Raw genomic sequence first — 25962 nt, 5'->3', positions numbered from 1 at the left:
TTAACCACTTCAACTGTCCGGAAACGTACAGTGTTTGCCGGGGGAAGGCGAGGGGCGCCGGGTTGGATTTTGATATCGTTTGGCATCACTGTTACAGAGGGGAAACAATTTCGCCGCAGCCGCCGAACCGGTCGGACTTTATTCTGGCGCCAAACCAACAGACAGGCGGAAGGAAGCGGGCGATGATCGAACTGACCATCAATGGCAAGACGCACAAGCTGGATGCCGATCCCGACATGCCGCTGCTTTGGGCCATCCGCGATCTGGCGGGGCTGACCGGCACCAAATATGGCTGCGGCATCGCCCAGTGCGGCGCCTGCACCGTCCATATCGACGGCGTGGCCACACGATCCTGCTCCATCCCGCTGGAATCGGTGGCTGGATCGAAGATCACCACGATCGAGGGGCTGGGCGGCGACCATCCGGTGCAGAAGGCCTGGACCGATCTGCAGGTGCCGCAATGCGGCTACTGCCAGTCGGGCCAGATCATGTCGGCCGCCGCCCTGCTGGCCGAAACGCCCAAGCCCAGCGACGCCGATATCGACGCCGCCATGGATGGCAATCTCTGCCGCTGCGGCACCTATCCGCGCATCAAGGCCGCGATCAAGCGCGCCGCCGGCATCAACGCCTGACGGGAAGGGGATTTCAGCCATGGACAGCCTGAACCGCGATGTCTTGATGCCCGACCTGTCCCGCCGCGCCCTGCTGGCCGGCATGGGGGGGCTGGCCGTTGCCGTGTCGCTGCCGCTGCCGGCGGTGGCCCAGAATGCGGCCCCGCCCGCCTATCCGTCGCTGGCCGCGTCGGCTGCCGGGGCCAATGCCCAGGCCGGCATGGTCACCGCCCATCTGGTGGTGAAGCCCGATGGCAAGGTCGTCATCCTGTCGCCCACGACGGAGATGGGGCAGGGCACGCACACGGCCCATGCCGCCATCATCGCGGATGAGGTCGGGGTGGATTTCGCCGATGTCAGCGTGCAGACGGCCATCCCCGCCGATGCCTACCGTTTCGGTGGTGGTATGGGATCGGGCGGAAGCTGGGGCGTGCGGCGCTGGAATGACCATCTGCGCAAAGGGGCCGCGCAGGCGCGCGCCCTGCTGGTGCAGGCTGCGGCCGACCGCTGGCAGGTGGATGCAGCCGGCATCACCCTGGAATCCGGCCACCTGTCGCACGCCGCCAGCGGCCGCAGCCTCGGCATCGGAGAGGTCGCGGAGGCTGCCGCCAAACTGACCCCGCCCGACAATCCGCCGCTGCGCGATCCCAAGACCCGCCGCTATGTCGGCAAGGCTGTGCCGCGCCTGGACATCCCGGCCAAGACGCGGGGGGAAACCGTCTATTCCATGGATTTCCGGCTGCCCGGCATGCTCTATGCCTGCGCGCGGCTGAACCCGGTCTATCATGGCGACATTGCCAGCTTCGACGCCGCACCGGCCCTGGCGGTGAAGGGGGTGCGCAAGGTCGTGAAAATTCCCGGCGGCGTCGCCATCGTCGCCGACAGCGTCTGGTCGGCCATGAAGGGGGCCGATGCCATCACCGTCACCATGGCCCCGTCGCCCAACGACAGCATCAACAGCCCCGCCCTGGCAGTCGCGATGAAGGAAGGGCTGGGCGCTGAAAAGGCGGTGCCGGCCACGGCCACGGGCGACGTGGATGCCGCCTTCAAGGGGGCCGCCAAGACGGTGACGGCCGATTACGGCGTACCCTATGTCTGCCATTCCCCGATGGAGGTGTGGAGCTGCACGGGCCTGTTCAAGGATGGCAAGCTGGAGCTGTGGGCGCCGACACAGGTGCAGGACCGGTGCCGCCGCACGGCGGCCGGTGCGGCCGGCATCGACGCGGAAGCGGTGACGATCAACACCCTGCTGCTGGGTGGCGGTTTCGGCCGGCGGCTGATGGATGACGGCATCCCCGGCGCGGCCATCGTCGCCAAGGAACTGGCCGGAACACCGGTGAAGTTCTTCTGGCGGCGAGAGGATGAGTTCGACCGTGGCTATTACCGCCCGGCGCAGATGGCGCGCCTGACCGCCGCCCTGGATGCCAAGGGTCAGGTGACGGCCCTGCGCATCCGCACTGCCGGACCGTCCATGCGCATGGAATTTTCCCCCGGCGGCATGAAGGACGGGGAGTTGGACGGATCGTCGGTGCAGGACCTGACCAATCTTCGCTACAAGCTGCCCAACTATAAGATCGACTGGGCCATGCGCCATGTGGCCGTCACGGCTGCCCCCTGGCGGTCGGTGGGGGCGACACAGAACGCCTTCTTCCTGGAATGTTTCATCGACGAGATGGCGGCGGCGGCAGGCAAGGACCCGGTTGCCTTCCGCCGGCAATTGCTGGCCGATGACAAACGGGCTTTGGCCGTGCTGAATCTGGCGGCGGAGAAATCCGGATGGGGCCGGAAGCTGCCCAAGGGCCACGCCCAGGGTATCGCCTTCTTCGCCAGTTTCGGGGCCTTGTCCGCGCATGTGGTGGAGGCGTCGCTGGATCAGGGCCAGCCGCGGGTCCACCGCGTCACGGCCGTGCTGGATTGCGGCGATGTCGTCCTGCCCGACGGGGCCCGCAGCCAGATGGAAGGCGGCGTCATCATGGGCCTGTCGGCGGCACTTTATGAAGCAGTGACGGTCAAGGACGGTCGCGCCGAACAGCGCAATTTCGACAGCTACCGCCTGCTGCGCCATTCCGAGGCGCCCGTGGTTGATGTGCATTTCATCAATTCGGGGGAAGCGCTGGGCGGCGTCGGCGAACCGGGCCTGCCGCCCACGGCCCCGGCGCTGGCCAACGCCCTGTCGGTCCTGGCCGGCAAGCGCATCCGACAACTGCCGATCATGGAGGGGCTGAAGGCGTAACTACGCCCGCAGCACCCAGATTTTCAGCATCGGCCGGCCCTGATGACGTGCCCATTTCGGGTTCAGCGCCGTCAGGGCCGCATCGCCCTGCACGTCCAGGCTTTGATCTACAACAAACCCGGCGGCACCGGCGGCATCCGCCACGGTCTGGGCGCTGTGCGGGAAGCCCGCCAGCGCCACTTCCTCTCCCGTGTCGGCGTCCTTGAAATGGGCGAAGGTGCCGGCGGCGGTGCGATCCGGGTGGATTTCGGAAATGTAGAACGGGGCACCGGGCTTCAGCAGCGGCCGGATGCGGCCGAAAAACCCCGGCAGATCGGCAATATGTTCGATGACCAGCGCCGTCAGTGCGGCATCGAACGGCCCGTGCGGGATGGACAGCCCGGCCATCACATCACCCTGGATCAGGGTGACCGGAAAACCGTGCAGCTTCGTCCGCGCCTGGGCCAGCATACCCGCCGACAGGTCGATCCCCGTCACCCGGTTGCCGGCCCGCGCCAGTTTCAGCGTGTGCCGGCCCGTGCCGCACCCGATCTCCAGCGCGTTCAGCCCGGTCAGGTGCGACCAGAGTGGCGGGAAGGCCAGATCGTCGGCGGCAACGGTCGGGTTGGGATAATGGTCATAGAAGCCCGACCAGCGGTCATAGCCGGCTTCGTTGGTGGAAACGGTCTGGTCGTGGCTGGTCCTGGTCATGGCGCATGTCTCCCCTGTTTCCGTTCACCGGTACGGAAAGGGGCGTAGATTTATCCCAGCCAAAGCGGGGGAGCAGCGCCACTGCGGGGCCGACCCTATCCGGCCCCGCATGATCCTGTCAACAGGGCGCCCGGCGTCACTTCCGGTCGATGCGGACCAGCTTGCCGTCCAAGCCGGGCGCTTCCACCAGGGCGTAAAGCCGCCCATCCGGGCCCACGGCCACGTCGCGGGTGCGGGGCAGTTCATCGACCAGCAGCCGTTCGGTCGCCACCACCTTGTCGCCTTCCACATCCAGCCGGGCGATGCCGCCGGCGAGAAGAGCGACAATCAGGTCGCCGCGCCAGAAGGGAAGGGCGGCACCGTCATAGAAGGTCATGCCGTTCAGGGCCAGCGACGGCACGAAATAAAGCTCCGGCTGGGCCAACCCGTCCTTCTCCGTGCCCTCACCGATCTTCAGGCCCAGACCATAGGTCTTGCCGTAGGTGATGACAGGCCAGCCGTAATTGGTGCCGGGACGGATGATGTTGATTTCATCCCCACCCTGCGGTCCATGCTCGCTTTCCCAGATCAGGCCGGTGCCCGGCTGGGTTGCCAGCCCCTGGGGATTGCGGTTGCCCAGGGTGAAGATCTCCGGCAGGGCATCGGCGCGGCCAACAAAGGGATTGTCGGCCGGGACGCTGCCGTCGCGGTTCAGGCGGAAGACCTTGCCGGCGGCGTCCATCAGATCCTGCGCTCGGTCCTGCGACCCGCGCTCGCCAATGCCGAAATAGACATGGCCATCCTTGTCGAAGGTGAAGCGGCTGCCGAAATGCAGCCCGCTATCGACCAGGGCGCCCTTGAACAACACCTTCATGTCGGCCAGCGCCGTGCCATTGTCGGTGAAGCGGGCGATGATTGTACGGTTGCCCTTGTCCTGGTCACGCGGCTTGGCATCCGATCCCTTCACTGCCTTTTCCATGAAGGACAGGTAGATGAACCGGTTCTGGGCACAGTCCGGGTCCAGCGCCACATCCAGCAGCCCGCCCTGCTTGTACTCCTCGATCACCGGCAATCCGGCGACGGGGTCGGGCAGCAGTTTGCCGTCCTTGATGACCCGCAGGTGCCCCGTACGCTCCGTCACCAGGATGCGGCCGTCAGGCATGAACGCCATGGCCCAAGGCGTATCCAGCCCGTCAGCGACGACCGTGACCTTCACATCATGACGCGCCTTGGGCGCCGGGAAGGTGGTGAATTCCCTGGGCGCGGCCAGCGATGTTCCGCTGACCAACAGGCTGGTGACCACTGCCGCGATGATTTTTCTGGTCAGGGACATGGGGTGGCTTCTCTTTCCTGAACCTGATTGGTTGCCGGCAATGTGGGCATTTTTTGTCGTGCTGCCAAGCCTCTGCCTATTCGACCGGGCGCGTCTGGATGGCCACCGTCAGCCGCTTCTGGATGTCGGTCAAGGACACGGGCTTGACCAGATAGCCCGATGCCTGGAACTGTACGGCCTGCTTGACCAGATCGCTGGTGGCGTGGCTGGTGACCATGATGATGGGTGTGGTGGCGATGGCCGGGATATCGATGGCCCGCACGCGGCGCAGCACCTCGATCCCGTCCACGGGCTCCATTTCAATGTCGCACAGCACCGCGTCGGGCTTCAGGCGGGTAATGGAACTGATGGCGGCTTCGCCATTCTCCGCCTCCGCCACCATGCGCACACCGGCCTGGAACAGCAGGCGCTTCAGGATGCCGCGATAGAACTGGTCGTCATCGACGACCAGCACCTTCAACTTGCTGAATTCAATATCCGCCATCGGGCCCCTCAGCCTTTCACGATCCGTATCTGCTGCCGCAACGCGTCAAACGTGTCGGCAATGTGCCAGCGCAGGTCCTGCGCCGTATCCTCGTCACCCTGTTTCAGGGCGGCTTCAATCCGGGCGAAAAGATCGCCCAGGGCCACGGCACCGACGCCGTTGGCCGATCCCTTCAGGGAATGGGATCCGTCCTTTGCCGCCTTAAGATCCCCATTGTTCAGCGCCTCCTCGACCGACGCCGCACGGGCTTCGGCCTGGATCAGGAAATCATCCAGCAGGCTGATGGCTTCGACATCCAGGTGACCGAACATCTCCTTCAGGCGCGCGGTGTCGAAGATGGTCGGGTCGGTTTCCGGCCTGGGCGTGACCGACGCCGATGCTGCGGGCAGTGCGGGGGCATGTCTGGCGGATACGCGCTGGCGCATCGTGCCTGTCACCGGCAGCCAGCGCAGAATGGCCGCCTCCAGCTTTGCCAGTTCGATCGGCTTGGTCAGATAATCGTCCATGCCGGACGCACGGCATTTCTGCGCCGCGTCGCTGACGGCGTCGGCCGACAGGGCGATGACCGGCACATGCCGCCCGTCGCCGGCCGCTTTCTCATCCGCCCGGATGGCGCGGGTCATGTCATAACCGTCCATCTCCGGCATGTGGCAATCGGTGACCACCAGCCCGAAACGGCCCGTGCGCCATGCCGTCAGCCCCTCCAGGCCATTGCCGGCGATTTCGGCAGCGAAGCCCAGCTTGCGCATGGCTTGCCGGATGACGATCTGGTTGGTGGCATTGTCTTCCACCACCAGCACCATGGCACCCTTCGCCGTCGCCTCTTCCGGCAGGGGCGCCTGCCACACTGTCTCGCTGCTGCCGGTGGTGGCGCTGACATCCAGGGAGGCGCGGCCATCGGCCGCCGCCACCACCTTGATCAGGCGGGCGCGCCGGACTGGTTTGGGAATGGCGGCAAAGATCCCCTTGCCCCGCCCCGCCTCCGACAGGGTGGAGACCAGGGAGACCGGCGCCACCAGAACGGTCCGCGTCCCGCCCGTGCCGTCCGCCATGCCCAGGTGGCGGGCGATGTCCAGTCCGACTCCGTCGCCGGGATAGGCATCGACCAGGACAACATGGAAGGGCGTGCCCGCCCTCGACGCGTTGCACAGCGCGTCGAGGGCCTGGCCCTCGTCCGCGACTTCCACCACCTCGGCCTCGCGTGCCGTCAATGTGCGGGTCAGGGCCGCGCGCTCCGCCGGCAGCCCGCCCAGGATGGCGACCCGCAGACCCCAGAGGGAGAGGTCATCGGTTGCATCCCCGTCCGCATTGCCCGGGTCAAGCGCCAGTTCGAACCAGAAGGTGGAACCTTCGCCGGCTTCCGATGTCACACCGATGCTGCCGCCCATCAGTTCGACCAGCCGTCGGCAGATGGACAGGCCCAGACCGGTGCCGCCAAAGCGGCGGGCGGTTGACCCGTCGGCCTGCGCGAAGGGTTGGAACAGGCGGGACTGCTGTTCGGGCGTCAGGCCGATGCCGGTATCGATGATCTCTGCCCGCAGCCCCACCTTGCCATTGCCTTGTTCACGCTGACGCAGGCGGATCGTCACGCCGCCCTGTTCGGTGAACTTGATGGCGTTGCCGGTCAGGTTCAGCAGGATCTGGCGCAGGCGGGTGGGATCGGCCAGCAGATGGCCTGGAAGGTTCGGGTCGACATCGATGGTCAGGGCCAAGCCCTTTTCCTCTGCCCGGCGGGCCAGCAGGTCGCCCACCCCCTCGGCAAGCGCCAGGATATCCGTGTCGATCCATTCGATATCCAGCTTCCCGGCTTCGATCTTGGAGAAGTCCAGGATGTCGTTGATGATGGTCAGCAGGGCACCGCCGCTATCGCGAACCACCTTGACCATGCCCTGCTGATCTTCATTCAGGGGCGTGTCGGCCAGCATTTCCGCCATGGCCAGCACACCATTCATCGGCGTGCGGATTTCATGGCTCATGGTTGCCAGGAAGGTGGACTTGGCGCGCGTTGCCTGTTCGGCATCATCGCGGGCGCGGGCCAGATCCTGGTTCGTGGCCGCCAGTTCCGCCGCCTGCTGGCGGATCCGGCTATCGGTCCGGCGGCGGAATTCCATGCCGACGATTAGGCCCAGCAGCAGCAGCGCCACCAGGATGGGGGGCGTACTTTCACGGATGACGGCGTGCCAATGGCCCGTTCCATCCTGCGCCATGATCATCCGCCAGGGCATCTTGCGCAGGGGGTGGCTGGTGAAGGTCCAGCCGTCGCGGACCATGCGCATGGGGCCGTCGCGGTTGATCGTTTCCTGTATGGCGGCCTGCAGGGCGGCGTCCGGCGGTTGGCGCCGCCCCCCCTCCTGGCCGGCTTTGCCCAGGATTTGTCCGTCCGGCGCCACCAGCGCCATCGCACCATAGGCTGCCGGAAACCCGTCCAGCATGGACGAAAGGTAGCCGACCGTCATGTCCAGCGCCACGACACCCAGGTGCCTGCCGCCGCTATAGACGGGGATGCCGATGGTGGCGACCAGCCCCTTGCCGCCATCATCCTCGTACAGCCTGGAAAAGAACATGTCGCCGGACGGGTTGTTGGCGGGCAGGGATGCCTGGAAATATTCCATTTCCAGATCCTTGTCCGCGAATGCCAGTTCGTCCGCCGATACCCAGGGATAGACAAATTCAAAACGATTGGCGGAGATGTAATAGACCCAGGGGATGTTCGGCAGGCGCCGCTGGGCCTGGGCAAAGGCGACGTGCAGGGAAAGGGCTGCCTCGATCTCCGCCTCGAACGCCGGCTCGCGGCCGGTCAGCCCCCCCAGGCCGGTCAGGTTGCCCACCATGTCCCGGTTATAGGGCGGCGGCGTCTCCTCCAGCCGGAAGGCGCCGTCGGTATCCTGTGTCAGGGCCCGGCGCAGCGGCGACGGAGGAGCGCCCGGCACGGCCTTGACCAGCCCTTCCTCCATCTGCGCATGCATCAGTTCCAGGAAGTCCAATGCCGTGCCCACGGCCTGTTCCACCCGCCGTGCAACGTCGATGCGGGCCGTCTGCCGATGCTCTTCCAATCGCTGGTTGGCCTCTGCCACCTGCAGCCAAAGGAAGGTGATGACGGCCGCGACAGCCACCACATAAAACAGCAGGTGCCGCACCGGAATCCGCACGATCAGGCCCCCGTTCTCTATCTTGGATAGAGAACGGACCACAAATATTGCTAGATTTCAACTTGGAGTTTGCTTGCGCCTGCGTCTTTGTCTAACGGTGCAGCCACATGGTGACATGCGGAATGCCGCCATCGTCATAGGGTTCGCCTTCCAACTGGAAACCAAACCCTTGATAGAAGCGGGCCAGATGCTGCTGGGCACCGATCCGCACCGGCTGTCCCGGGTGATGTCTGGCCAGCCAGTCCAGGCCGGCGGTTACCAGACGCTGCCCCAGGCCGGTACCGCGCCAGCCGGCGCCGACCGCGATACGACCAATGAATGCAGGCTCTTTTCCGTCGGGGCCGCGGGCCCGCAGATAGGCGGCCAGCGTGCCGTCATCGGCAGTGACCAGCAGATGACCACAATGCGGGTCCAGCCCGTCAATGTCGGGATAGGCGGAATTCTGTTCGACGATGAAGATATCCTGACGGAAACGCAGCATGGCATGCAGGCTGGCCGCCGTGAACGCGTCAAATTCCTGCCAGTCGAACCGCAGCGGCATCGCCCGGATCACCGGCGGGAACCCAGCAGCACGGTCAGCTTCTCGCGCAGGCCGACAACGGTCACCGGCTTGGCGATGAAGGCACTGACACCCAGGTCGCGGGCTTTCAGGACCATGTCCTTCTGCGCATGATTGGTCAGGAAGATCACGGGCGTGCGTCGACCCAGCTCCTCTTTCTGCCGCAACTGCTGCAGGAAGGTCAGACCATCCATCGGTGCCATTTCGATATCGCAGATGATGATGTCCGGTTTGCGCTCCAGGGCGGTAGAAAGACCGCTGGTGCCCTCGTCGGCCTCCCAGATCTGGGCGAACTCCAATTGTTTCAGGATGCGGGACACGACCGTGCGGATGAAGGCCTGATCCTCCACGATCAAGGCACTCATCCGGCTGAAAGTCACGTAAACCGACATGGAATTTTCCCTATGGACGCGTAGCCTGTCCGGGTCTTGCCACCCGATTTGACCACCAGTTGACTACAGAGCGTCAATAGCGGCAACCACTCGATCAATCACGCCGGGAATTTTCAGGGCGTCGATGCCCGCCTCGCTGGTACGGCCGGCCTTCAGCGCGGCTTCGATATGATCGGCCAGGGCACCCAGGGATACTGCGCCCCCATTTTTGGCAACACCGGCCAGGGCATGCACCTTGGACCGCGCCTGATCCAGATCGCCGCGTTCAAAGGCCTGACCCGCCGCAGCGCCCAGTTCGCGCAGGGAATCGGTGAACTCCGCCAGGAAGGCCCGCGCCTCTCCGTCGATACCGCCGAACAGGTCGAGGGTCATGGACGGATCGAACAGGTCGGTTCCAGTGGAACGCGCCGCCGTCAGGCCCGCCGCATCCGGCGCGCCCCCCACCCAGCGCGTCAGGCAACGCTGCAACTGGCCCAGATCCAAGGGCTTTGCCAGGAAGTCGTCCATGCCGGCATTGATGCAGCGCTGGTCCTCCCCCGCCATGGCATTGGCCGTCAGGGCGACGATGGGCAGGCGGTCGATGCCGCGCGCCGCTTCCTCGGTGCGGATGGCGGCCGTCAGCTCGTACCCGTCCATCTCCGGCATATTGCAGTCAGTCAGCAGCAGAGCATGTACGCCCGGCCGCCAAGCCGCCAGGGCGGAGGCACCGTCGGCATGCACCTCGCAGGCATAGCCCAACTGTTCCAATTGTCGCCGGATGACCAGCTGGTTCACCTTCTGATCTTCCGCCACCAGAATAAGGCGGCCCTGTGCGGCAGCCTCTGCCACGCTTGGCGCCTGGGCGCGGGGCGGGGTGGCGGCGGGGGCATCCTGTGTGGTGGTCAGGCGCCCCGCGGCCTGCGCGACGGCGCGGAACAGGGCCGAGCGCCGGACAGGACGGGCGACCAGCCGCAGGTGGGACGGCAATCCTTCCGGACGGCGGGAATCGGCTTCTGCCACCAACACCGTGGGCAGGTCATGGCGGGGCAGGGGCCAATCCGTGCCCGCGGCACCGGCCGTGACCACCAGATGCGCCCGTGTATCACCGGAACCCACCAGTTCGGCACCGGCGTGGGAGAGGTAGGCGGACAGCGTTTCCGCCAGATCCTGTTCCCAGACATCCAGGGCCAGGACCAGACCGGCTATATCGGGAAGGGAACCGGGGGCCGTCTGCTCCGCAACATCCAGATCCAGGGTGAACCAGAAGGTGGACCCGTTCCCCGGCACGCTGTCCAGCCCGATATGGCCCCGCATCAGATCGACCAGACGACGGCTGATGGACAGGCCCAGACCAGTACCGCCGAAGCGACGGCTGATGGATTTCTCCGCCTGGGTGAAGGGTTCGAACAGCTTCGCCTGGATGTCAGGCGCGATGCCGATGCCGGTATCGCTGACCGAAAACCGGATGCGGACCGTGCCGGGATGGGGATCCGGCGCGCGATCAGCGCGGATATTGACCGATCCGCGTTCGGTAAACTTCACGGCATTGCCGGCCAGATTGAACAGGATCTGCCGCAGCCGCACGGGATCGCCCAACACGGCGGCCGGGATGGCGGGATCGACATGCAGGTTCAGCGACAGGCCTTTCTTGCGGGCGTTCGGGGCCAGCGTGTCGGCGACACCCTCCGCGATAGCCGCGACATCCACCGGATGCCGCTCGATATCCATGCGCCCGGCTTCGATCTTGGAGAAGTCCAGGATGTCATCAATGATGCGCAGCAGAGTGACGGCCGATTCCTGCGCCGTGCCCAGCATCTCCTTCTGGTCGCCATCCAGATCGGTGTGGGACAGCAGTTCCAGCATCCCCAGCACCCCATTCATGGGCGTGCGGATCTCATGGCTCATCGCGGCCAGGAAGTTGGATTTCAGCCGGCTGGCGCTTTCCGCCATGCGGGCGCTGCGGATATTGTCGAAGGACCGCAGGCCGGTGATGATGGTGATGAACAGCTTTTCCGACGTCAGCTCGGTCTTCGACTTGTAATCATTGATGTCGTAATTGACGATGACGTCGCGCACGGGCGCCTGGCCGGGCTGACCGGTGCGCAGGATCAGGCGGACATCGCTGTTGGCGAATTCGTCGCGGATGCGGCGGGCCAGCCGCAGGCCGGCATCATCCGTCTCCATCACGATGTCCAGCAGGGCCACGGCGATATCGTCACGCTCGCGGAAGATATCGTCCGCTTCCATGCCGGACCGTGCGGTCAGCAATTCCAGCGGCCGATCTTTGTAGCGCAGGCGGCTGAGGACCAGCCGCGTCATGATATGCACTTCCTCATCGTCGTCGACGATCAGCACGGGCCATGGCGGCGGCGGGGCGGATACTTCCTCGGCCGCCGCGGCGCCCGGCACCTCGTCCTCTTCAGGAGCGAACAGATCATCCCCGTCATCGACCATCAACGCCGGTATCCCCCGATCCGTCAGTGTCGGCCAAATCCGGCCGTTCCAACGCGTGCATGTCCTGTTACCCAGACTATCCGGTGACAGGTGATGGTGCTAGGCGAAAGGCAGGATAGCAGGGCTACCATGTCCGGCAAGCGATAAGGGTTGAACCAGGAGACCCGTCCTTCAATTTCCCCATTCAGGCGCTGGCCTATACGTGGGACTTGCTCCGACGCCGAAGTTGGGATAGGCGTTTCTGCCTCTCCGGTCCCTGAGGGGCCCGTGACGCGGATGGGTGGCCGAGTGGTTTAAGGCAGCGGTCTTGAAAACCGCCGTAGGTGCGAGCCTACCGTGGGTTCGAATCCCACCCCATCCGCCAGATTCTCTCCGTGGACGATGGTCGATCGCCCGGTGTTCAGGCCGGTTCGCCAGATGCTTTTGTCTATGACCGCTATCACAGCTGTCGGTTTCAGGGGCGCAACCCAGCGCTGATTTGCCTTCGTGGCGCGAACCTTCCTATCGTGGCTCAAAACCATTCACGGGGAGGGTATCATGTCGCTGACCGCATTGCTGGTGCCGACGTTTCGGCAATCGCTTCGGGGCCTGTCCAACTGGCTCGACAAGGCTGTATCGCGGGAACAGGCCGAGGGGCGGGATCCCGATGCGCTCCTGACGCAGAGTCTGGCGGCCGACATGTATCCGCTGGCCACGCAGGTGCGTTTTGTCTGCTTCCTGTCACAGGAATCCATCCACCGACTGCGCGGCAGCCAGGTACCTGATGAACTGCTGGCAGTTCGACAGGAAGGATGGGATGCCGGACGCGCGCCGGGAACGGTGGCTGATGCCAAGCGTCACATCGCGTCGGCCTTGTCGTTCCTTGACAGCCTGTCGTCGACGGAACTGGATGCGACCGCGGATCGCGCCATCGTTCTCGACCTGCCGAACGGGATGATCTTTGACCTGACAGGGGAGCAGTTTGCCCGCGACTGGGCACTGCCGCAGGTCTATTTCCACCATGCCATGGCATACGCCATCCTGCGCAGCCAGGGGCTTGATCTGGGCAAGGCGGATTATGTGGGACACATGCTGGCCTATGTCCGGCCCGGAACCTTCCCGTCCCAGGGGTGATCTGACAGCGGGGCGGTGATTACCGCGCATCGTGGAAAATCACCCCCAGTGTGTGCCGCTGGCCGGACCGTACCCGGCTGACCCCATGGCGCATGGTCACGCGGTAATCCCCGCGGGTGCCCTGCACGGGTCGCTGGTTGACGGCGAAGATCACGGCGTCGCCCTGGCGCAGGGGCACCACCTCCGCCCGGCTCTGCATGCGGGGTCTCTGCTCGGTCAGAACGAATTCCCCGCCCTGGAAGTCGCGTCCCGGTTCGGACAGCAGGAACGCCGCCTGCAAGGGGAAGGACAGGTCGCCATACAGGTCCTGATGCAGGCAATTATAATTACCGGGACCATATTGCAGCAGCAGCGGCGTCGGCCTTCTCTGGCCGGCTGCATGGCAGGCGGACAGGAAATCGGCATGGTCTGCCGGGAAGGTCCCCTTCAGCGCCATGCGCCGGTTCCAGTCATTGGCGATGTTGGCCAGCGGCGGATAAAGTGCGGCACGCAGGGTCTGGACCAGCGGGGGCAGGGGATAGCTGAAATAGCGATATTCGCCCTGGCCGAATCCGTGTCGCGCCATGACCACGCGGCTGCGGAAATGCGAGCCGTCGCGGTAAAGTCCGGCAAGGGCCTGACAATCGTCGGGCGTCAGCAGCCCTGACAACAGGGCGCAGCCCCGCACATCCAGCTCACCGCCAACAGCCTGCCAGTCGATGGCCGCCAGCCGCGCATCCAGATCCCGTTCCATACCCTCGCTCCCGCATCCAAGCCGAAGGCCAGGATGACGCGAAGCAGGGATGTCCGCATTCCGATCCTTGCGGTCGGACTGTGATCGATCAGGCAGACTTGGGCTGGCTGGTCAGCAGATCCAGGCAGGCCATGCGCACGGCCACGCCCAGTTCCACCTGCTGCAGGATGACGGAGCGGTGGATGTCGTCGGCCACCAGGCTGTCAATCTCCACGCCCCGATTCATGGGACCGGGATGCATGATCAGGGCACCGGGCTTTGCCACCGCCAGCTTGTCATAGTCCAGACCGAAGAAGCGGAAATATTCGCGCTGACTGGGCAGGAACTGGCCCTGCATGCGTTCCAGCTGCAGGCGCAGCATCATGACGATGTCCGCATCCTTCAGGCCCGTGGCCATGGAATGGTGAACCTCCACCCCCATGCGGTCGACGGCGCCGGGCAGCAGGGTGGGCGGGGCCACGACGCGGACATGGGCCCCCATGATGTTCAGCAGATGGATATTGGACCGGGCCACGCGGCTGTGCAGGATATCGCCGCAGATGGCGACCGTCAGGCCCTTCAACGTGCCCAGATTGCGGCGGATGGTGAGCGCGTCCAACAGGGCCTGGGTCGGATGTTCGTGCTGCCCGTCGCCCGCATTGATGACGGCGCAGTTCACCTTGTCGGCCAACAGCTTGGGCGCGCCCGATTCCTGATGGCGCACGACCAGCGCGTCCAGATGCATGGCGTTCAGCGTCATGGCCGTGTCGATCAGGGTCTCCCCCTTCTTCACGGAACTGCCATCGACGGCCATGTTGATGGCATCGGCACCCAGGCGACGGGCGGCCAGTTCGAAGCTGGTGCGCGTGCGGGTCGAATTCTCGAAGAACAGGTTGACGACGGTCTTGCCGGCCAGCTTGTTCGTCACCTTGTTGTCGCTGCGGTTCTGTTCGACATAGCGGTCGGCCGTGTCCAGCAGCAGATTGATCTCCGGCGCCGTCAACCCTTCGATCCCCAGCAGGTGGCGATGGTTGAACGTTTCGGCGCGGGCGTCGATATCGTGCGGGTGGGCGGCCATGGCGGACATGCTCTCGGGGCTTGGACGGCGTGGATCGGCGGGGCGGGACTATGGTGCCCCGCCCCCACCCTGGCAAGCGTCAGAAAAACCGGTCGGGCATGAACGATGCGGGGGATCAGCCCACGCCGTTGGCCCGCATCCAGTCCAGGCAGCGCTTCCAGGCATCCTTGGCGTCGTCCGGGCGATAGCTGGGCCGATAATCGGCGAAGAAGGCGTGGGGGGCCTCCGGATAGACATGGATCTGGCTGCGCGTCTGCTGGGCAGCGGCCAGCACTTCGCGCATCCGTTCCACATCAGCCAGCGGGATGCCGCCATCCTTGCCGCCGTAAAGCCCCAGAACCGGCGCATTGATCTTCTGCACCAGATTGACGGGGATCAGGGGCTGCAGCGCCGTCGGCGTGCCGGTCAGACGGCCATACCAGGCCACGCCGGCCTTCACCTTCTGGTTATGGGCGACATAAAGCCATGTGGCGCGGCCACCCCAGCAGAAGCCGGTGACGCCCAGCTTGCCCGTATCACCGCCATCCTGGCCGGCCCAGGCCACGGCGGCATCCAGATCGGACAGGACCTGCGCGTCCGGCACTTTGGACACAAGGTCGGAGATCAGCTTGGACACCTCCGTGTAGGACGCGGCGCTGCCCTGCCGGGCGTAAAGCTCCACCGCGACGGCCAGATAGCCTTCGCGGGCGAAGCGCCGGCAGACATCCTTGATATGTTCATGCACCCCGAAAATCTCCTGGATGACCAGGATGACAGGGAACGGGCCCTTTCCCTGCGGCTTGGCGCGATAGGCCGGGACGGTGCCGTCGGAAACCGGGATGGACACCTCACCCGCGACCAGCCCGTCGGCCGGTGTGGTCACGGTCTGGGCGCCTACAGGCAGGGTGGACAGGGCGAATCCGCTGGCAAGGGTGGTCATGGCGAAAAGCCGTCTGCTCAAACTGGGGTTAAGGGGGGAAAGCTGGCACTGCGCCTCGGCGCCGATCGTGTCCATATCTGTTGCTCCCGCGTTTCCAGGGTCGGGCAGGAAGGATAGGGCGTTGCGTACAACCTGCAACCATGTTGGTGGCCGAATGATGCTTGCCGATAAGATGGGGATGCGCGCATTGTGGCTGAACATCGCGTGCCGCACCCGCGCAGGACCGCCCATGACGACCGATCCGAAATCCGAATTGTTGCGGCAGATCCGCGCCATCCGCCGCCGCATCGACCCCGATGTGCTGGCCAAGGCCGAACGCGCAGCACAGGCGGCGGAAGCGGCCCGCACCATGGCGCCGGACCAGGTGCCCTATGACAAGGAAGCGGCGCGCGACGTGGTGGCGGCGTTCCTGCGTGCCCGCACGGACGGTGGCAAATTTGCCATGACGCTGATGGAAAATCTGAAAAAGCCGGAAACCGCCTCCAAGGCCTATGCGGATACGCGCACGGGCCCCCGGCCTGGCGGTCGTCGCATCTGACCCCCATGCCGGGCTGGCGGTCTGCCGTGAAGGACCATCCTGTCTTGATGAACTGGCGATTCTGTCCGGTGATGGGTTTCTGCCTGCTGCTGGCTTTGCTGATGGGCCCCACCAGCGTGTGGGGCCAGCCCGACCGCACCCTGCGTCTGCTGATCTCCGACAGTCTGCCGCCGCCCTATCTCATCCAGTCGGGTGATGACGGGGTGGAACCGACAGGTCTGGCCGTTGATGTCTGCCGCAAGGTGGCGGCGCGTCTGGGCTATGACAGCAAGATGCGTCAGGCGCCGCCCAAGCGCCTGCCGGAACTGGTCCGGGCAGGGGAGGCGGACATGGTCTGCCATGTCTCTTCCGCCTGGTACGCCTATCCCGACGACATGTGGTTCGGACGCCGCCTTTACAGCGCCGACAATGTCTTCATCGCGCCGCGTGAAGCCCGCCCCATCTGCGAGCAATGCCCCCTGCCGCCGGAGGTTGCCACCGTCATGGGCTATGAATATGGCGACCGCATTTCCCAGGCGGTGGAAAGCGGACATATGATCCGGCGGGATGTGCGCTCGGAGGAGAATGTCTTCCGGCTTATTGAATTCGGGCGCATCGAATATGGGATCGTGTCGGAATACACGTTCCGCTATTTCGCGCGCCAGCGGCAGGATCTGACGATCAAGGGCAGCGCCGTCCGCTACAACATTACGGTCGGCGTGCCGCGCAATGGCCCGATCACGGAAGCGGAACTGAAAATCGCCTCGGCCTCCATCCGTCTGCCCGACGATATTGCGCCGGAGTTCAGGCCCTTTCTGGGGCTGCCTCTCTATAAGCGTTAACGCCCCGGCGCCACCCGGCGATAGGACAGGGCCTCGGCCACATGAATGCGCCGCACGCCGTCCGATCCGTCCATATCGGCCAGCGTGCGGGCCACGCGCAGCACCCGATGGTACCCGCGGGCCGACAGCTTCAGCCGCTCTGCCGCATCGGTCAGCAATTGCCGTCCCATCGGGTCGGGCCCCGCCACTTTCTCCAGCACCTCGCCGTCGGCCTCTGCATTCGTGCGGATGGCGGGCTGCCCCCGTGGAACCAGAGCGGCATAGCGGTCCCGCTGCCGGTCGCGGGCGGCGGCGACGCGGGACCCGACCTCTGCCGATCCCTCCCGCGGTGGCGGCAGCGACAGGTCCGAGGCGCTGACGGCCGGGACGTCCACATGCAGGTCGATACGGTCGAACAGGGGGCCGCTGATCTTGCTCTGATAGTCGAGCGCGCATTTCGGCGCCCGGCCACAGGCCAGCGACGCATCGTCCAGATGGCCGCAGCGGCAGGGATTCATGGCGGCGACCAGTTGGAAGCGGGCAGGGTAGGTCACATGATGGTTGGCGCGGCTGACCGTGGCCCGCCCCGTTTCCAGTGGTTGGCGCAATGCCTCCAGCGTGCCGCGCGCGAATTCCGGCAGCTCATCCAGGAACAGCACACCATGATGGGCCAGGCTGATTTCGCCGGGCCGGGCGCGCGTCCCGCCGCCCACCATGGCGGCCAGCGTGGCGGAATGATGCACCTCCCGGAACGGTCGTGTCCGGATCAGCCGCCCGCCTTCCAGCCCGCCGGCGATGGAATGCACCATGGACACTTCCAGCGCTTCCGTCGGGTCCAGGCGCGGCAGCAGTCCGGGAAGGCGAGCGGCCAGCATGGATTTGCCCGACCCCGGCGGTCCCAGCATCAGCAGATTGTGCCCGCCGCTGGCGGCAATCTCCAGCACGCGCTTGGCCGTTTCCTGTCCTTTCACGTCGCGCAGGTCGCGCGCCGTGATCATCGCTTCGCTTTCCAGCTTCGGGGTGGGCCGGGTCAGGACCTGCGTGCCCTTGAAATGGTTGATCAGCGACAGCAGGGATGGTGGGGCCAGGATGTCCAGCCCATCGCCAGCCCAGGCCGCTTCTCCCCCGCTGGCTGCGGGACAGATCAGACCCTTGCCCGACGCCAGGGCGTTGATGGCCGCCGGCAGCACGCCCGCGACGGGGGAGATTGACCCGTCCAGCCCCAGTTCGCCCAGCGCCTGATAACCCGCCATGGCGTCGTCCGGGATGATCCCCATCATCACCAGCAGGGCCAGCGCGATGGGCAGATCGAAATGCGACCCTTCTTTCAGCACGTCGGCCGGCGCCAGATTGACGGCAAGACGCTGCGGTGGCAGGGCGATGCCCAACGCATGCAGGGCGCCGCGCACCCGCTCCCGGCTTTCGCCCACGGCCTTGTCGGGCAGGCCAACGACGGTGAAGGCCAGCGGCCCGCCCGTCATCTGCACCTGCACGTCGATGTCCAGCACATCAATGCCTTGAAAGGCTACCGTTCCTACTCGCGCTGCCACAAATGCCCCCGCCGGACCTTCCCGCTATGGTTAGTATAGTGGAATAGACTTGCAGGCAGGAAGCGCTGATCGGCTGTCGCTGTTGCATATCCGTGCTGGCCACTGCAATCGTTATATTCTTCAATATATCTCGGTATCCTTGCACGCCCATGCAAATCCATACGCTGCATAGGGAAGTCGCCCACGATATCGGGATCGTCCCGTCACCATGGTTCGGCCAATGATCGAAATCTGGAAGACTTGTACGTTCCCGTCCGTCATTCTCCGGTCGATCGCGGTCCTGGCGGGGACCGGTACCTTTCATTTCTTCATTGGGGTGAGCGATGATAAGCCTGAACATCAATGGTCAGGTCCGCGAGGTGGACGTGCCGGAGGATATGCCGCTCCTCTGGGTCCTGCGCGACGAATTGAACATGACGGGCACGAAGTTCGGCTGTGGCCAGGCCCTGTGCGGCGCCTGCACGGTCCATGTCGATGGCCAGCCGACCCGGTCGTGCCAGCTGCCGGCCTCGTCGGCGGTCGGGGCGAAGATCACGACCATCGAAGGCCTGTCGGGCAAGGCGGCCGCCGCGGTGCAGAAGGCCTGGGCTGATCTGGACGTGGTGCAGTGCGGCTATTGCCAGTCGGGTCAGGTAATGGCGGCCACGGCGCTGATCGCGGAAAATCCCGATCCCAGCGATGCCGATATTGAACAGGCGATGGATGGCAATGTCTGCCGCTGCGCCACCTATGTGCGGATCAAGGCGGCCGTGAAGCAGGCCGCCAAGCTGGCGAGGGCCTGAGCCATGATGCTGCGTCAACTGCTCCGTCAGGCGGCCGCCAATGTGGTGGAAGCCGCCCCCAGCCGCCGGTCCTTCCTGAAGGGTGCCGGTGGTGCCCTGGTCATCGGCGCCGCCGTGCCCCTGTCGGGCTTTGCCCAGGAAGCGGCCGGCCGGAAGATCATCGGCCCGGCCGACCCGCGGCCCAACGTCTTCATCCGTATCGCGCCGGATAACAGCGTCACGGTCCTGGTCAAGCATCTGGACAAGGGCCAGGGCATCATGACCGGCCTGACCACCATCGTGGCTGAGGAACTGGACGCCGACTGGGCCCAGATGAAGGGTGAATTCGCACCCGCCGACAGCAAGCTGTACGCCAACCATTTCTTCGGCATCCAGGGCACGGGCGGTTCCACGGCCGTTGCCAACAGCTGGGACGAGCTGCGCATGGCCGGTGCCGCCGCCCGCGCCATGCTGGTCGCCACCGCCGCCCAGCAATGGCAAGTGTCGGCCGATGCCATCACGGTGGCCAAGGGTGTGGTCAGCCACAAGGCATCGGGTAAGTCCGCCACCTTCGGTCAACTGGCCGAGGCCGCGTCCAAGCAGCCGATCCCGGCCAAGGTCAGCCTGAAGGACCCCGGCCAGTACAGCCTGATCGGGAACGACACGCTGCACCGGCTGGACCATATTTCCAAGACCAACGGCACGGCCATCTTCGCCTTGGATGTGCGCCGGCCCGGTCAGGTCACGGCCGTGCTGGCCCGCAGCCCGCGTTTCGGCGGCAAGCTGAAATCGGTGGATGACAAGGCGGCCCGCGCCGTGCCCGGCGTGCTGGAGGTGCTGTCCACGCCGGTTGGCGTGGCCGTTGTCGCCAGGAACACCTGGGCCGCCATCAAGGGCCGCGAAGCCCTGTCCATCCAGTGGGATGACAGCGAGGCGGAAAAGCGCGGCACGGACAAGATCCTGGCCGATTATCGTGAACAGGCGAAGAAGCCCGGCGCCAAGGCCGCCCGTAAGGGCGACGTGGATGCCGCCTTCAAGTCGGCCGCCAAGGTGGTGGAGGCCGAATACAGCTTCCCCTATCTGGCGCACGCGCCGATGGAGCCGCTGAACGCCGTGATCGAACTGAAACCCGATGGCGGGGTGGAGATCTGGGCCGGGTCGCAGTTCCAGGGCGTGGAACAGATGGTCGTGTCCAAGATCCTGGGCACCAGTCCGGACAAGGTGAAGATCAATACGCTGTGGGCCGGCGGCAGCTTCGGCCGCCGTGCCACGCCCAACGCCGATTATATCGCCGAGGCCGCGATCATCGCTCAGGCCCTGGCGGCCAAGGGCAGCAAGGCGCCCGTGCAACTGGTCTGGACGCGCGAGGACGATATCAAGGGCGGCCGTTATCGCCCCCTGGTGCTGCACAAGATGAAGGCCGCACTGGACAAGGCCGGGAAGGTGACAGCCTGGCAGCAGGCCATTGTCAGCCAATCCTTCATGGCTGGAACCCCATTCGAAGCCAACATGGTCAAGGACGGGGTGGACGAGACGGCAGTGGAGGGCGCCTCCGACATGGCCTATGCCGTGCCCAGTCTGGCCGTCGATTTCCACCTGATGAAGTCGCCGGTGACGACCCTGTGGTGGCGGTCGGTGGGCCATACCCATACGGCCTATGCCAAGGAAGCCTTCATCGATGAACTGGCGGCGGCGGCTGGCAAGGACCCGGTGGCCTTCCGTCTGGACCTGCTGGGCGACGCCCATCCCCGCCTGACCCATGTGCTGAAACTGGCGACGGAAAAGGCCGGCTGGTCAAAGCCGCTGGCCGCCGGGCCGGCGGGGACGAAGCGCGCGCGCGGTGTCGCCGTGCATGAAAGCTTCAGTTCCTATGTCGCCCATGTGGCCGAAGTGACGGTGGGCAAGGACGGCAAGATCAAGGTCGATCGCGTCGTCGTGGCCATGGATTGCGGCATCGCCGTCAATCCCAACGTCATCAAGGCCCAGATCGAGGGCGGCACGGGCTTTGCCATCGGCCACGCCCTGCGCGACCAGATCACCCTGACGGATGGTATCGTCGATCAGGCGAATTTCGACGGGTTCGAGCCGCTGCGTTATTCCGACATGCCGGCGGTGGAGGTGCATATCGTCCCGTCGAAGGAACGCCCGACGGGTGTCGGTGAGCCCGGCGTGCCGACGGCGGCTCCGGCTGTCGCCAACGCCGTGTTCAAGGCCACGGGCCAGCACCTGCGCGACCTGCCCTTCGCCAAGGCCGGCGTGGTGTGAGACAGGAAAGGGGCCGGTTCGCAGCCGGCCCCTTTTTCATTTCAGGCGGCCTTCGGCTTCCACGCCTTGGCTAGCGCCACAAAACCAGCCACGTCGATCTCCTCCGCCCGCGCGGTGGGGGCGATGCCGACGGAGAGCAGCAGCGGCTCCGGTTCCTTCATCACCGACTTCAGGGCCACGCGCAGCATCTTGCGGCGCTGGCCAAAGGCGGCCGCCACCAGGGCTTCCATGGTGGCGAAATCCGGATCGTCGGCCGGGCGGTCGCGCGGGGTCAGGTGGACGACGGCGCTGTCCACCTTGGGCGGCGGGGTGAAGGCGCGGGCGGGCAGATCATAGAGATTGCGGCAATGCGCCACCCATTGCGCCATGACGGCCAGCCGGCCATAGGCGTCGGTGCGCGTGCCGGCGACGATGCGGTCGGCCACTTCCTTCTGAAACATCAAAGTCAGCGACTTATATTCCCCCATCCGCTTCAACCAGCCGATCAGCAGCGGCGTGCCGACATTATAGGGCAGGTTGGAGACGACGGCGCGCGGGGCGGGGACCAGATCGACCGGGTCCACAGTCAGCGCATCGGCTTCGATCAGCCGCAGCCGCCCGGCCGAGGCTGCGACCACATCGGCCAGGGCGCTGGCGAAGCGCGGATCGCGTTCCACGGCCGTGATGCTGGCGGCCGGGCTTTCCACCAGGGCGCGGGTCAGGCCGCCGGGGCCGGGCCCGACCTCGACTATATTCACGCCGGTGAAATCACCCGCTTCGCGCACGATGCGGCGGGTGACGTTCAGATCCAGCAGGAAATGCTGACCGAACGCCTTCTTGGCGGCCAGATCATGGGTGGCGATGACATCGCGCAGCGGCGGCAGATGGGACAGGTCACGGCCGTCACTCATGGGGCAATCTCCTGCCGGCGCGCGGCGATCCGTGCGGCGGCATGCAGGGCGGCAATCAGGCTGGAGGCGCTGGCCTGACCCGTACCGGCCAGCGACAGGGCCGTGCCATGGTCGGGTGAGGTGCGGACGAACGGCAGGCCCAGCGTGATATTGACGCCCGTGTCGAAATCCAGGGTCTTCAGCGGGATCAGCCCCTGATCATGATACATGCAGACCACCGCGTCATAGCGGGCGCGGGCACCGGCATGGAACAGAGTGTCGGCAGGGAAGGGGCCCGCGGCGTCGATGCCATCGGCCTGCAGCCGCTCCACGGCTGGGCGGATGATCTCAATCTCTTCCCGTCCCATGGCGCCGGCCTCTCCCGCATGCGGGTTCAGGGCGGCTACGGCCAGGCGCGGCGCCGGGATGCCGAAATCGGCCGTCAGGGCGGCGGCGGTGACGCGGGCGACATGCAGGATGGCATCCGATGTCAGATGCCGGGCGATATCCTTCACCGCGATATGGATGGTGGCCAGCACGACGCGCAGCCCGCCCCCTTCCAGCAGCATGACGGTGCCGTCATCGGGCAGGCCCGCCAGGTGCGCCAGATATTCCGTGTGTCCCGGCCAGCGGAAGCCACAGGCATAAAGGGCACTTTTCTGGATCGGGTTGGTCACCACGCCCGACAGCTTGCCGTCGCGCGACAGGGAAACCGCCCGGTCGATGGCGGCGATCACGGCGGCGCCGTTGGCGGGATCAGGTGTGCCATAGGTGACAGGTGTGGCCAGCGGTACCGGCAGGACGGGCAGAGAATGCGCAAACAGGGCCGGAACCCCGTCCAGCCCGTTTTCCGTCACCAGCGTCACGGGCACATCCAGCCCCAGCCGGGCGGCCAGCGCCCGGATACGATCGGGATCGTCCAGCAAGACGAAGGGCGGCACCGATGCCGCCCCCCTTTCCGTCCAGGCCTTCAGGGCGATGTCGCCACCGATGCCCGCCGGTTCGCCCATGGTCAGGCCCAGCGGTGCAGCCATGGCGTCACATCCGGGTTTCGATGGTGGCCTGACGGCGGAGATCGCGCAGATAGCGGCGCTGCTGCAAATCCATGCGTTCCTGGAACAGCATGTTGCGCACCTGGTCGGGCGGCGGCAGGCTGCCTTCCGGCACGACGCGGTCACAGACCATCAGCAGCATGGCGCCACGGTCGGTCATCAGCGGCGCCGTGGACTGCCCCACGCCCAGCGAGCCGACAAGCTGTGCGATCTGTTCGGGGATATCGCCCAGGCGGGCCAGCGGCTGCGTGAAGATCTGCGCGCCGGGCACGGCCTGGGTCGCCTGTTCCAGCGCTTCGCAGCCGCGGGCCTGTTCGCTGACCTGTTTGGCCGCGTCATAGGCGGCGTCCTGCTTGGACGGATCGGCGATGGGCACGACGAACTGGCGGATGGCGACCTGGATGTTTTTCGGGTCGCCGGCGGCCACGATGCGCTGATCGCGCAGCCACAGGATATGATAGCCGGCTGAACCGCGGATGGGGCGCGAGAACTGCCCCTTCTGCATCTGCTGCAGGGCGCGGTCCAGATTCTCCTCCAACTGGCCCTGCTGGATCCAGCCCAGGTCGCCACCGGTGGCGGCACCGGCGGCCTGTGAGAACTGGCGGGCGACGGCGGCGAAATTGGCACCCCGGCCGATCTGCTCCACCAGCCGCTCACCCAGCTTCTGCACTTCGGGTTCGCTGGCGGCGTTGTCGACGGCCAGGAAGATTTCTGCGACCTGATATTCCGGCTTGCCGGCATTGGCGCGGACACGCTCGATATAGGCGTTGACCTCGCTCTCCGGCACGGTCACCTGCTGGCGCACGACGCGCTGCACGACCTTGCCCCAGGCGATCTGCGCCAGCATCTGCTGACGCATGGTCGCCCACGGCACACCGGCCTGGGCCAGCGCGGCCTTCAGCTGTTCGATATCCATGCGGTTGCGCTGTGCCGCCGCCGTCAGATCGTCGTTCAGCTCATCCTCGGTCACGGTCAGCTTGCGTTCCCGCGCTTCCTGGATCTGCAAGGCCTCGTCCGTCAGCAGGCGGATGACCTGGGGCAGCATGCGCTGCCGATTTTCCGGCGTGTCGGGCAGGCCCGACGACACCATGGCAAGCTGCATGCGTCCTTCGACGTCGGCAACGGTGATCGGCTCCTCATTGACCACGGCTGCGATCCGGCCAAGCTGGGCCTGCGCCGCCTGTGCCCAGGCATTGGTGCCGGACAGGAGGGCGACGGAAAGGGCGGTCGCCCCGATCAGGGCGGTGCGCGCGAAGCTTTTCATGGTCGGTCGGATCACTGTCTTACGTCGTTGCGGGGGTTCTTATAGAGACTTGCACGGCCAAAGGCAAAGCGTACCGGCGGTCAGCCGTCCTCTGTGTGCAGAAGGGCGGCGATGGACAGCAGCAGCGTCACCCCGGCCGGTGCCCAGGCGGCGAGAATGATAGGGATGGAACCGGACAAGCCCAGCGCCATGATCACATCCTTGACCAGGAACAGGATCAGCGCCGTGGCGATGCCGCCCGACACCAGGGCCATAGTGCCGCCCCCGCGCATCTGGCGCAGGGAAAAGGCGGCCGCCAGCAGCACCATGGCAGCGAACAGCACCGGTTGCGCCAGCAGCGTATGCCAGTGCAGCTGATGACGGACCGACGACAGGCCGGTCCGTTCCAGCGTGTTGATGAAGCCGGGCAGCGCCCAGAAAGACAGCGTGTCGGGCGGAGCGAAACTGTCCTGGATTTTCTGTTCCGTCAGGTCGGTGGGCAGCCGGTAGCGCGCCAGGAAGCGGGACTGCTGGCCCGGCTGATTGAACCAGACCTCCGTCAGGTCCCAATAGCCGGGTGTCAGCGCCGCCGCTGCGGCATCCAGGCGCGCCGACATGCGTTCCTGCGGTGTCGACAGCAACACGGTCACCCGCCGCATCTCCAGCGTCCCCGGAACCACAGATTCCGCATGGATGCGATAGGCGCCGTCCTCCGTCAACTGGCTGAGCCACAGTCCGGACCGCCCGACATCCAGGGAGGAGGTCTGGCCGCGCAGATATTTGTTCTCCATCCGCTCGAACCGGGTCAGCATGGCGGCGAAGATCGGGTTCAGCACCGTCACCAGCACGATCCCGATAATGACGGCCCAGGCCATGACGGGGGCCGTGAACTGCCAGACGCTGATGCCGCTGGCCCGCGCCACGACCAGCTCATGCGTGCGTGTCAGGCGCCAGAACGTGTACATGGCGCCGAACAGTATGACGAAGGGGAAGATCTCCTGCCCGATTTCCGGCAGCTTCAGCAGCCCCATGGTAACCACGATGTCGAATGTGGCTTCCGGCCGGTTGGCGGCACGGCGCAGCAATTCGACCGTATCCAGCAGATAGATCAGGGCCAGCAGCGACAGCAGGCCCGCCGCGAACCAGATCAGGAACTGGCGACCGATATAGCCGGACAGGGTGGAGAACAGGCGCATCCG

General features: G+C 65.7%; 22 protein-coding genes and 1 tRNA gene. 8 read left to right on the top strand and 15 right to left on the bottom strand.

The window, feature by feature from the left end; translation table 11 throughout:
* The first annotated feature begins 182 nt into the window (after positions 1-182).
* The gene (locus ACODTW_RS19320) at positions 183-632 is read left to right on the top strand and encodes a (2Fe-2S)-binding protein (RefSeq protein ID WP_488947701.1); all 450 of its coding nucleotides are present in this window, start codon (positions 183-185) and stop codon (positions 630-632) included.
* A gap of 19 nt (positions 633-651) precedes the next feature.
* Positions 652-2844, top strand: a complete 2193-nt coding sequence (locus tag ACODTW_RS19315) for a xanthine dehydrogenase family protein molybdopterin-binding subunit (protein ID WP_488947700.1) — start codon at positions 652-654, stop codon at positions 2842-2844.
* On the opposite strand, the gene ACODTW_RS19310 is transcribed toward ACODTW_RS19315, so the two are convergent.
* From ACODTW_RS19310 to ACODTW_RS19280, 7 genes are all read right to left on the bottom strand, one after another.
* Entirely contained in the window at positions 2845-3534 is a 690-nt protein-coding gene (locus ACODTW_RS19310; RefSeq protein WP_488947699.1) for a class I SAM-dependent DNA methyltransferase, read from the bottom strand.
* Between the two features lie 136 nt (positions 3535-3670).
* Positions 3671-4846 (bottom strand): PQQ-dependent sugar dehydrogenase, encoded by a 1176-nt coding sequence (locus tag ACODTW_RS19305; protein ID WP_488947698.1) that lies wholly within the window; start codon positions 4844-4846, stop codon positions 3671-3673.
* 76 nt (positions 4847-4922) lie between these two features.
* Positions 4923-5330: a response regulator transcription factor gene (locus ACODTW_RS19300; RefSeq protein WP_488947697.1), complete on the bottom strand. Its 408-nt coding sequence runs from the start codon at positions 5328-5330 to the stop codon at positions 4923-4925.
* A gap of 8 nt (positions 5331-5338) precedes the next feature.
* On the bottom strand, positions 5339-8479 hold the full coding sequence (locus ACODTW_RS19295) for an ATP-binding protein (protein ID WP_488947696.1): 3141 nt from the start codon (positions 8477-8479) through the stop codon (positions 5339-5341).
* A gap of 91 nt (positions 8480-8570) precedes the next feature.
* Entirely contained in the window at positions 8571-9020 is a 450-nt protein-coding gene (locus tag ACODTW_RS19290) for a GNAT family N-acetyltransferase (RefSeq protein ID WP_488947695.1), read from the bottom strand.
* 8 nt (positions 9021-9028) lie between these two features.
* On the bottom strand, positions 9029-9430 hold the full coding sequence (locus tag ACODTW_RS19285; protein ID WP_488947694.1) for a response regulator: 402 nt from the start codon (positions 9428-9430) through the stop codon (positions 9029-9031).
* Between the two features lie 63 nt (positions 9431-9493).
* Entirely contained in the window at positions 9494-11863 is a 2370-nt protein-coding gene (locus tag ACODTW_RS19280) for a response regulator (RefSeq protein WP_488947693.1), read from the bottom strand.
* A 274-nt stretch (positions 11864-12137) separates the two neighbouring features.
* Here ACODTW_RS19280 and ACODTW_RS19275 point away from each other — a divergent pair.
* Positions 12138-12227: transfer RNA gene (locus ACODTW_RS19275), tRNA-Ser, on the top strand.
* Between the two features lie 173 nt (positions 12228-12400).
* Positions 12401-12976: a DUF1993 domain-containing protein gene (locus ACODTW_RS19270; RefSeq protein WP_488947692.1), complete on the top strand. Its 576-nt coding sequence runs from the start codon at positions 12401-12403 to the stop codon at positions 12974-12976.
* A 19-nt stretch (positions 12977-12995) separates the two neighbouring features.
* Here the strand turns inward: ACODTW_RS19270 and ACODTW_RS19265 are convergent, their stop codons facing one another.
* The 3 genes from ACODTW_RS19265 to ACODTW_RS19255 form a co-directional block, all read right to left on the bottom strand.
* Positions 12996-13709 carry a 2OG-Fe(II) oxygenase gene (locus tag ACODTW_RS19265; protein ID WP_488947691.1) on the bottom strand — a complete coding sequence of 238 codons (714 nt, stop codon included), beginning with the start codon at positions 13707-13709 and terminating at the stop codon, positions 12996-12998.
* An 88-nt stretch (positions 13710-13797) separates the two neighbouring features.
* Positions 13798-14766 carry an aspartate carbamoyltransferase catalytic subunit gene (locus tag ACODTW_RS19260; RefSeq protein ID WP_488947690.1) on the bottom strand — a complete coding sequence of 323 codons (969 nt, stop codon included), beginning with the start codon at positions 14764-14766 and terminating at the stop codon, positions 13798-13800.
* Between the two features lie 115 nt (positions 14767-14881).
* Complete coding sequence (locus ACODTW_RS19255; RefSeq protein ID WP_488947689.1) at positions 14882-15685, bottom strand: dienelactone hydrolase family protein; 804 nt, start codon at positions 15683-15685, stop codon at positions 14882-14884.
* A 229-nt stretch (positions 15686-15914) separates the two neighbouring features.
* Between ACODTW_RS19255 and ACODTW_RS19250 the strand changes: the two genes are divergently transcribed.
* Positions 15915-16223: a hypothetical protein gene (locus tag ACODTW_RS19250; protein WP_488947688.1), complete on the top strand. Its 309-nt coding sequence runs from the start codon at positions 15915-15917 to the stop codon at positions 16221-16223.
* 47 nt (positions 16224-16270) lie between these two features.
* Positions 16271-17044: a substrate-binding periplasmic protein gene (locus ACODTW_RS19245; RefSeq protein WP_488947687.1), complete on the top strand. Its 774-nt coding sequence runs from the start codon at positions 16271-16273 to the stop codon at positions 17042-17044.
* Here the strand turns inward: ACODTW_RS19245 and ACODTW_RS19240 are convergent.
* On the bottom strand, positions 17041-18573 hold the full coding sequence (locus tag ACODTW_RS19240) for a YifB family Mg chelatase-like AAA ATPase (RefSeq protein WP_488947686.1): 1533 nt from the start codon (positions 18571-18573) through the stop codon (positions 17041-17043). The two genes, ACODTW_RS19245 and ACODTW_RS19240, sit on opposite strands and share 4 nt — an antisense overlap.
* Before the next feature lie 323 nt (positions 18574-18896).
* Between ACODTW_RS19240 and ACODTW_RS19235 the strand changes: the two genes are divergently transcribed.
* Together ACODTW_RS19235 and ACODTW_RS19230 are read left to right on the top strand one after the other, a co-directional pair.
* Positions 18897-19355, top strand: coding sequence for a (2Fe-2S)-binding protein (locus ACODTW_RS19235; protein ID WP_488947685.1), 459 nt, complete (start codon positions 18897-18899; stop codon positions 19353-19355).
* Between the two features lie 3 nt (positions 19356-19358).
* Entirely contained in the window at positions 19359-21599 is a 2241-nt protein-coding gene (locus ACODTW_RS19230) for a xanthine dehydrogenase family protein molybdopterin-binding subunit (RefSeq protein ID WP_488947684.1), read from the top strand.
* A 41-nt stretch (positions 21600-21640) separates the two neighbouring features.
* Here ACODTW_RS19230 and rsmA read toward each other — a convergent pair whose 3' ends face one another.
* The 4 genes from rsmA to lptG all read right to left on the bottom strand — a co-directional run bounded on the left by rsmA (position 21641) and on the right by lptG (position 25959).
* Positions 21641-22489 (bottom strand): 16S rRNA (adenine(1518)-N(6)/adenine(1519)-N(6))-dimethyltransferase RsmA, encoded by an 849-nt coding sequence (gene rsmA, locus ACODTW_RS19225; protein WP_488947683.1) that lies wholly within the window; start codon positions 22487-22489, stop codon positions 21641-21643.
* On the bottom strand, positions 22486-23502 hold the full coding sequence (gene pdxA / locus ACODTW_RS19220) for a 4-hydroxythreonine-4-phosphate dehydrogenase PdxA (protein ID WP_488947682.1): 1017 nt from the start codon (positions 23500-23502) through the stop codon (positions 22486-22488). Before pdxA ends, rsmA begins: the two co-directional genes overlap by 4 nt.
* A gap of 4 nt (positions 23503-23506) precedes the next feature.
* On the bottom strand, positions 23507-24799 hold the full coding sequence (locus ACODTW_RS19215; protein WP_488947681.1) for a peptidylprolyl isomerase: 1293 nt from the start codon (positions 24797-24799) through the stop codon (positions 23507-23509).
* 65 nt (positions 24800-24864) lie between these two features.
* Positions 24865-25959 carry an LPS export ABC transporter permease LptG gene (gene lptG / locus ACODTW_RS19210; protein WP_488947680.1) on the bottom strand — a complete coding sequence of 365 codons (1095 nt, stop codon included), beginning with the start codon at positions 25957-25959 and terminating at the stop codon, positions 24865-24867.
* Positions 25960-25962: the final 3 nt, after the last annotated feature.

The organism is Niveispirillum sp. FG148 (assembly GCF_057809655.1).
The sequence above is the reverse complement of the archived record's forward strand: the minus strand, read 5'-3'. Positions and strand labels throughout refer to the sequence as shown.

Excerpts from the sequence above, each read along its gene's own strand:
- ACODTW_RS19235 (WP_488947685.1), top strand. The coding sequence starts at position 18,897 with ATGATAAGCCTGAACATCAATGGTCAGGTCCGCGAGGTGGACGTGCCG.
- pdxA (WP_488947682.1), bottom strand. The coding sequence starts at position 23,502 with ATGGCTGCACCGCTGGGCCTGACCATGGGCGAACCGGCGGGCATCGGT.
- lptG (WP_488947680.1), bottom strand. The coding sequence starts at position 25,959 with ATGCGCCTGTTCTCCACCCTGTCCGGCTATATCGGTCGCCAGTTCCTG.
- ACODTW_RS19265 (WP_488947691.1), bottom strand. The coding sequence starts at position 13,709 with ATGGAACGGGATCTGGATGCGCGGCTGGCGGCCATCGACTGGCAGGCT.
- ACODTW_RS19315 (WP_488947700.1), top strand. The coding sequence starts at position 652 with ATGGACAGCCTGAACCGCGATGTCTTGATGCCCGACCTGTCCCGCCGC.
- ACODTW_RS19305 (WP_488947698.1), bottom strand. The coding sequence starts at position 4,846 with ATGTCCCTGACCAGAAAAATCATCGCGGCAGTGGTCACCAGCCTGTTG.
- rsmA (WP_488947683.1), bottom strand. The coding sequence starts at position 22,489 with ATGAGTGACGGCCGTGACCTGTCCCATCTGCCGCCGCTGCGCGATGTC.
- ACODTW_RS19250 (WP_488947688.1), top strand. The coding sequence starts at position 15,915 with ATGACGACCGATCCGAAATCCGAATTGTTGCGGCAGATCCGCGCCATC.
- ACODTW_RS19320 (WP_488947701.1), top strand. The coding sequence starts at position 183 with ATGATCGAACTGACCATCAATGGCAAGACGCACAAGCTGGATGCCGAT.
- ACODTW_RS19255 (WP_488947689.1), bottom strand. The coding sequence starts at position 15,685 with ATGACCACCCTTGCCAGCGGATTCGCCCTGTCCACCCTGCCTGTAGGC.
- ACODTW_RS19285 (WP_488947694.1), bottom strand. The coding sequence starts at position 9,430 with ATGTCGGTTTACGTGACTTTCAGCCGGATGAGTGCCTTGATCGTGGAG.
- ACODTW_RS19310 (WP_488947699.1), bottom strand. The coding sequence starts at position 3,534 with ATGACCAGGACCAGCCACGACCAGACCGTTTCCACCAACGAAGCCGGC.
- ACODTW_RS19230 (WP_488947684.1), top strand. The coding sequence starts at position 19,359 with ATGATGCTGCGTCAACTGCTCCGTCAGGCGGCCGCCAATGTGGTGGAA.
- ACODTW_RS19300 (WP_488947697.1), bottom strand. The coding sequence starts at position 5,330 with ATGGCGGATATTGAATTCAGCAAGTTGAAGGTGCTGGTCGTCGATGAC.
- ACODTW_RS19290 (WP_488947695.1), bottom strand. The coding sequence starts at position 9,020 with ATGCCGCTGCGGTTCGACTGGCAGGAATTTGACGCGTTCACGGCGGCC.
- ACODTW_RS19245 (WP_488947687.1), top strand. The coding sequence starts at position 16,271 with ATGAACTGGCGATTCTGTCCGGTGATGGGTTTCTGCCTGCTGCTGGCT.
- ACODTW_RS19280 (WP_488947693.1), bottom strand. The coding sequence starts at position 11,863 with ATGGTCGATGACGGGGATGATCTGTTCGCTCCTGAAGAGGACGAGGTG.
- ACODTW_RS19260 (WP_488947690.1), bottom strand. The coding sequence starts at position 14,766 with ATGGCCGCCCACCCGCACGATATCGACGCCCGCGCCGAAACGTTCAAC.
- ACODTW_RS19270 (WP_488947692.1), top strand. The coding sequence starts at position 12,401 with ATGTCGCTGACCGCATTGCTGGTGCCGACGTTTCGGCAATCGCTTCGG.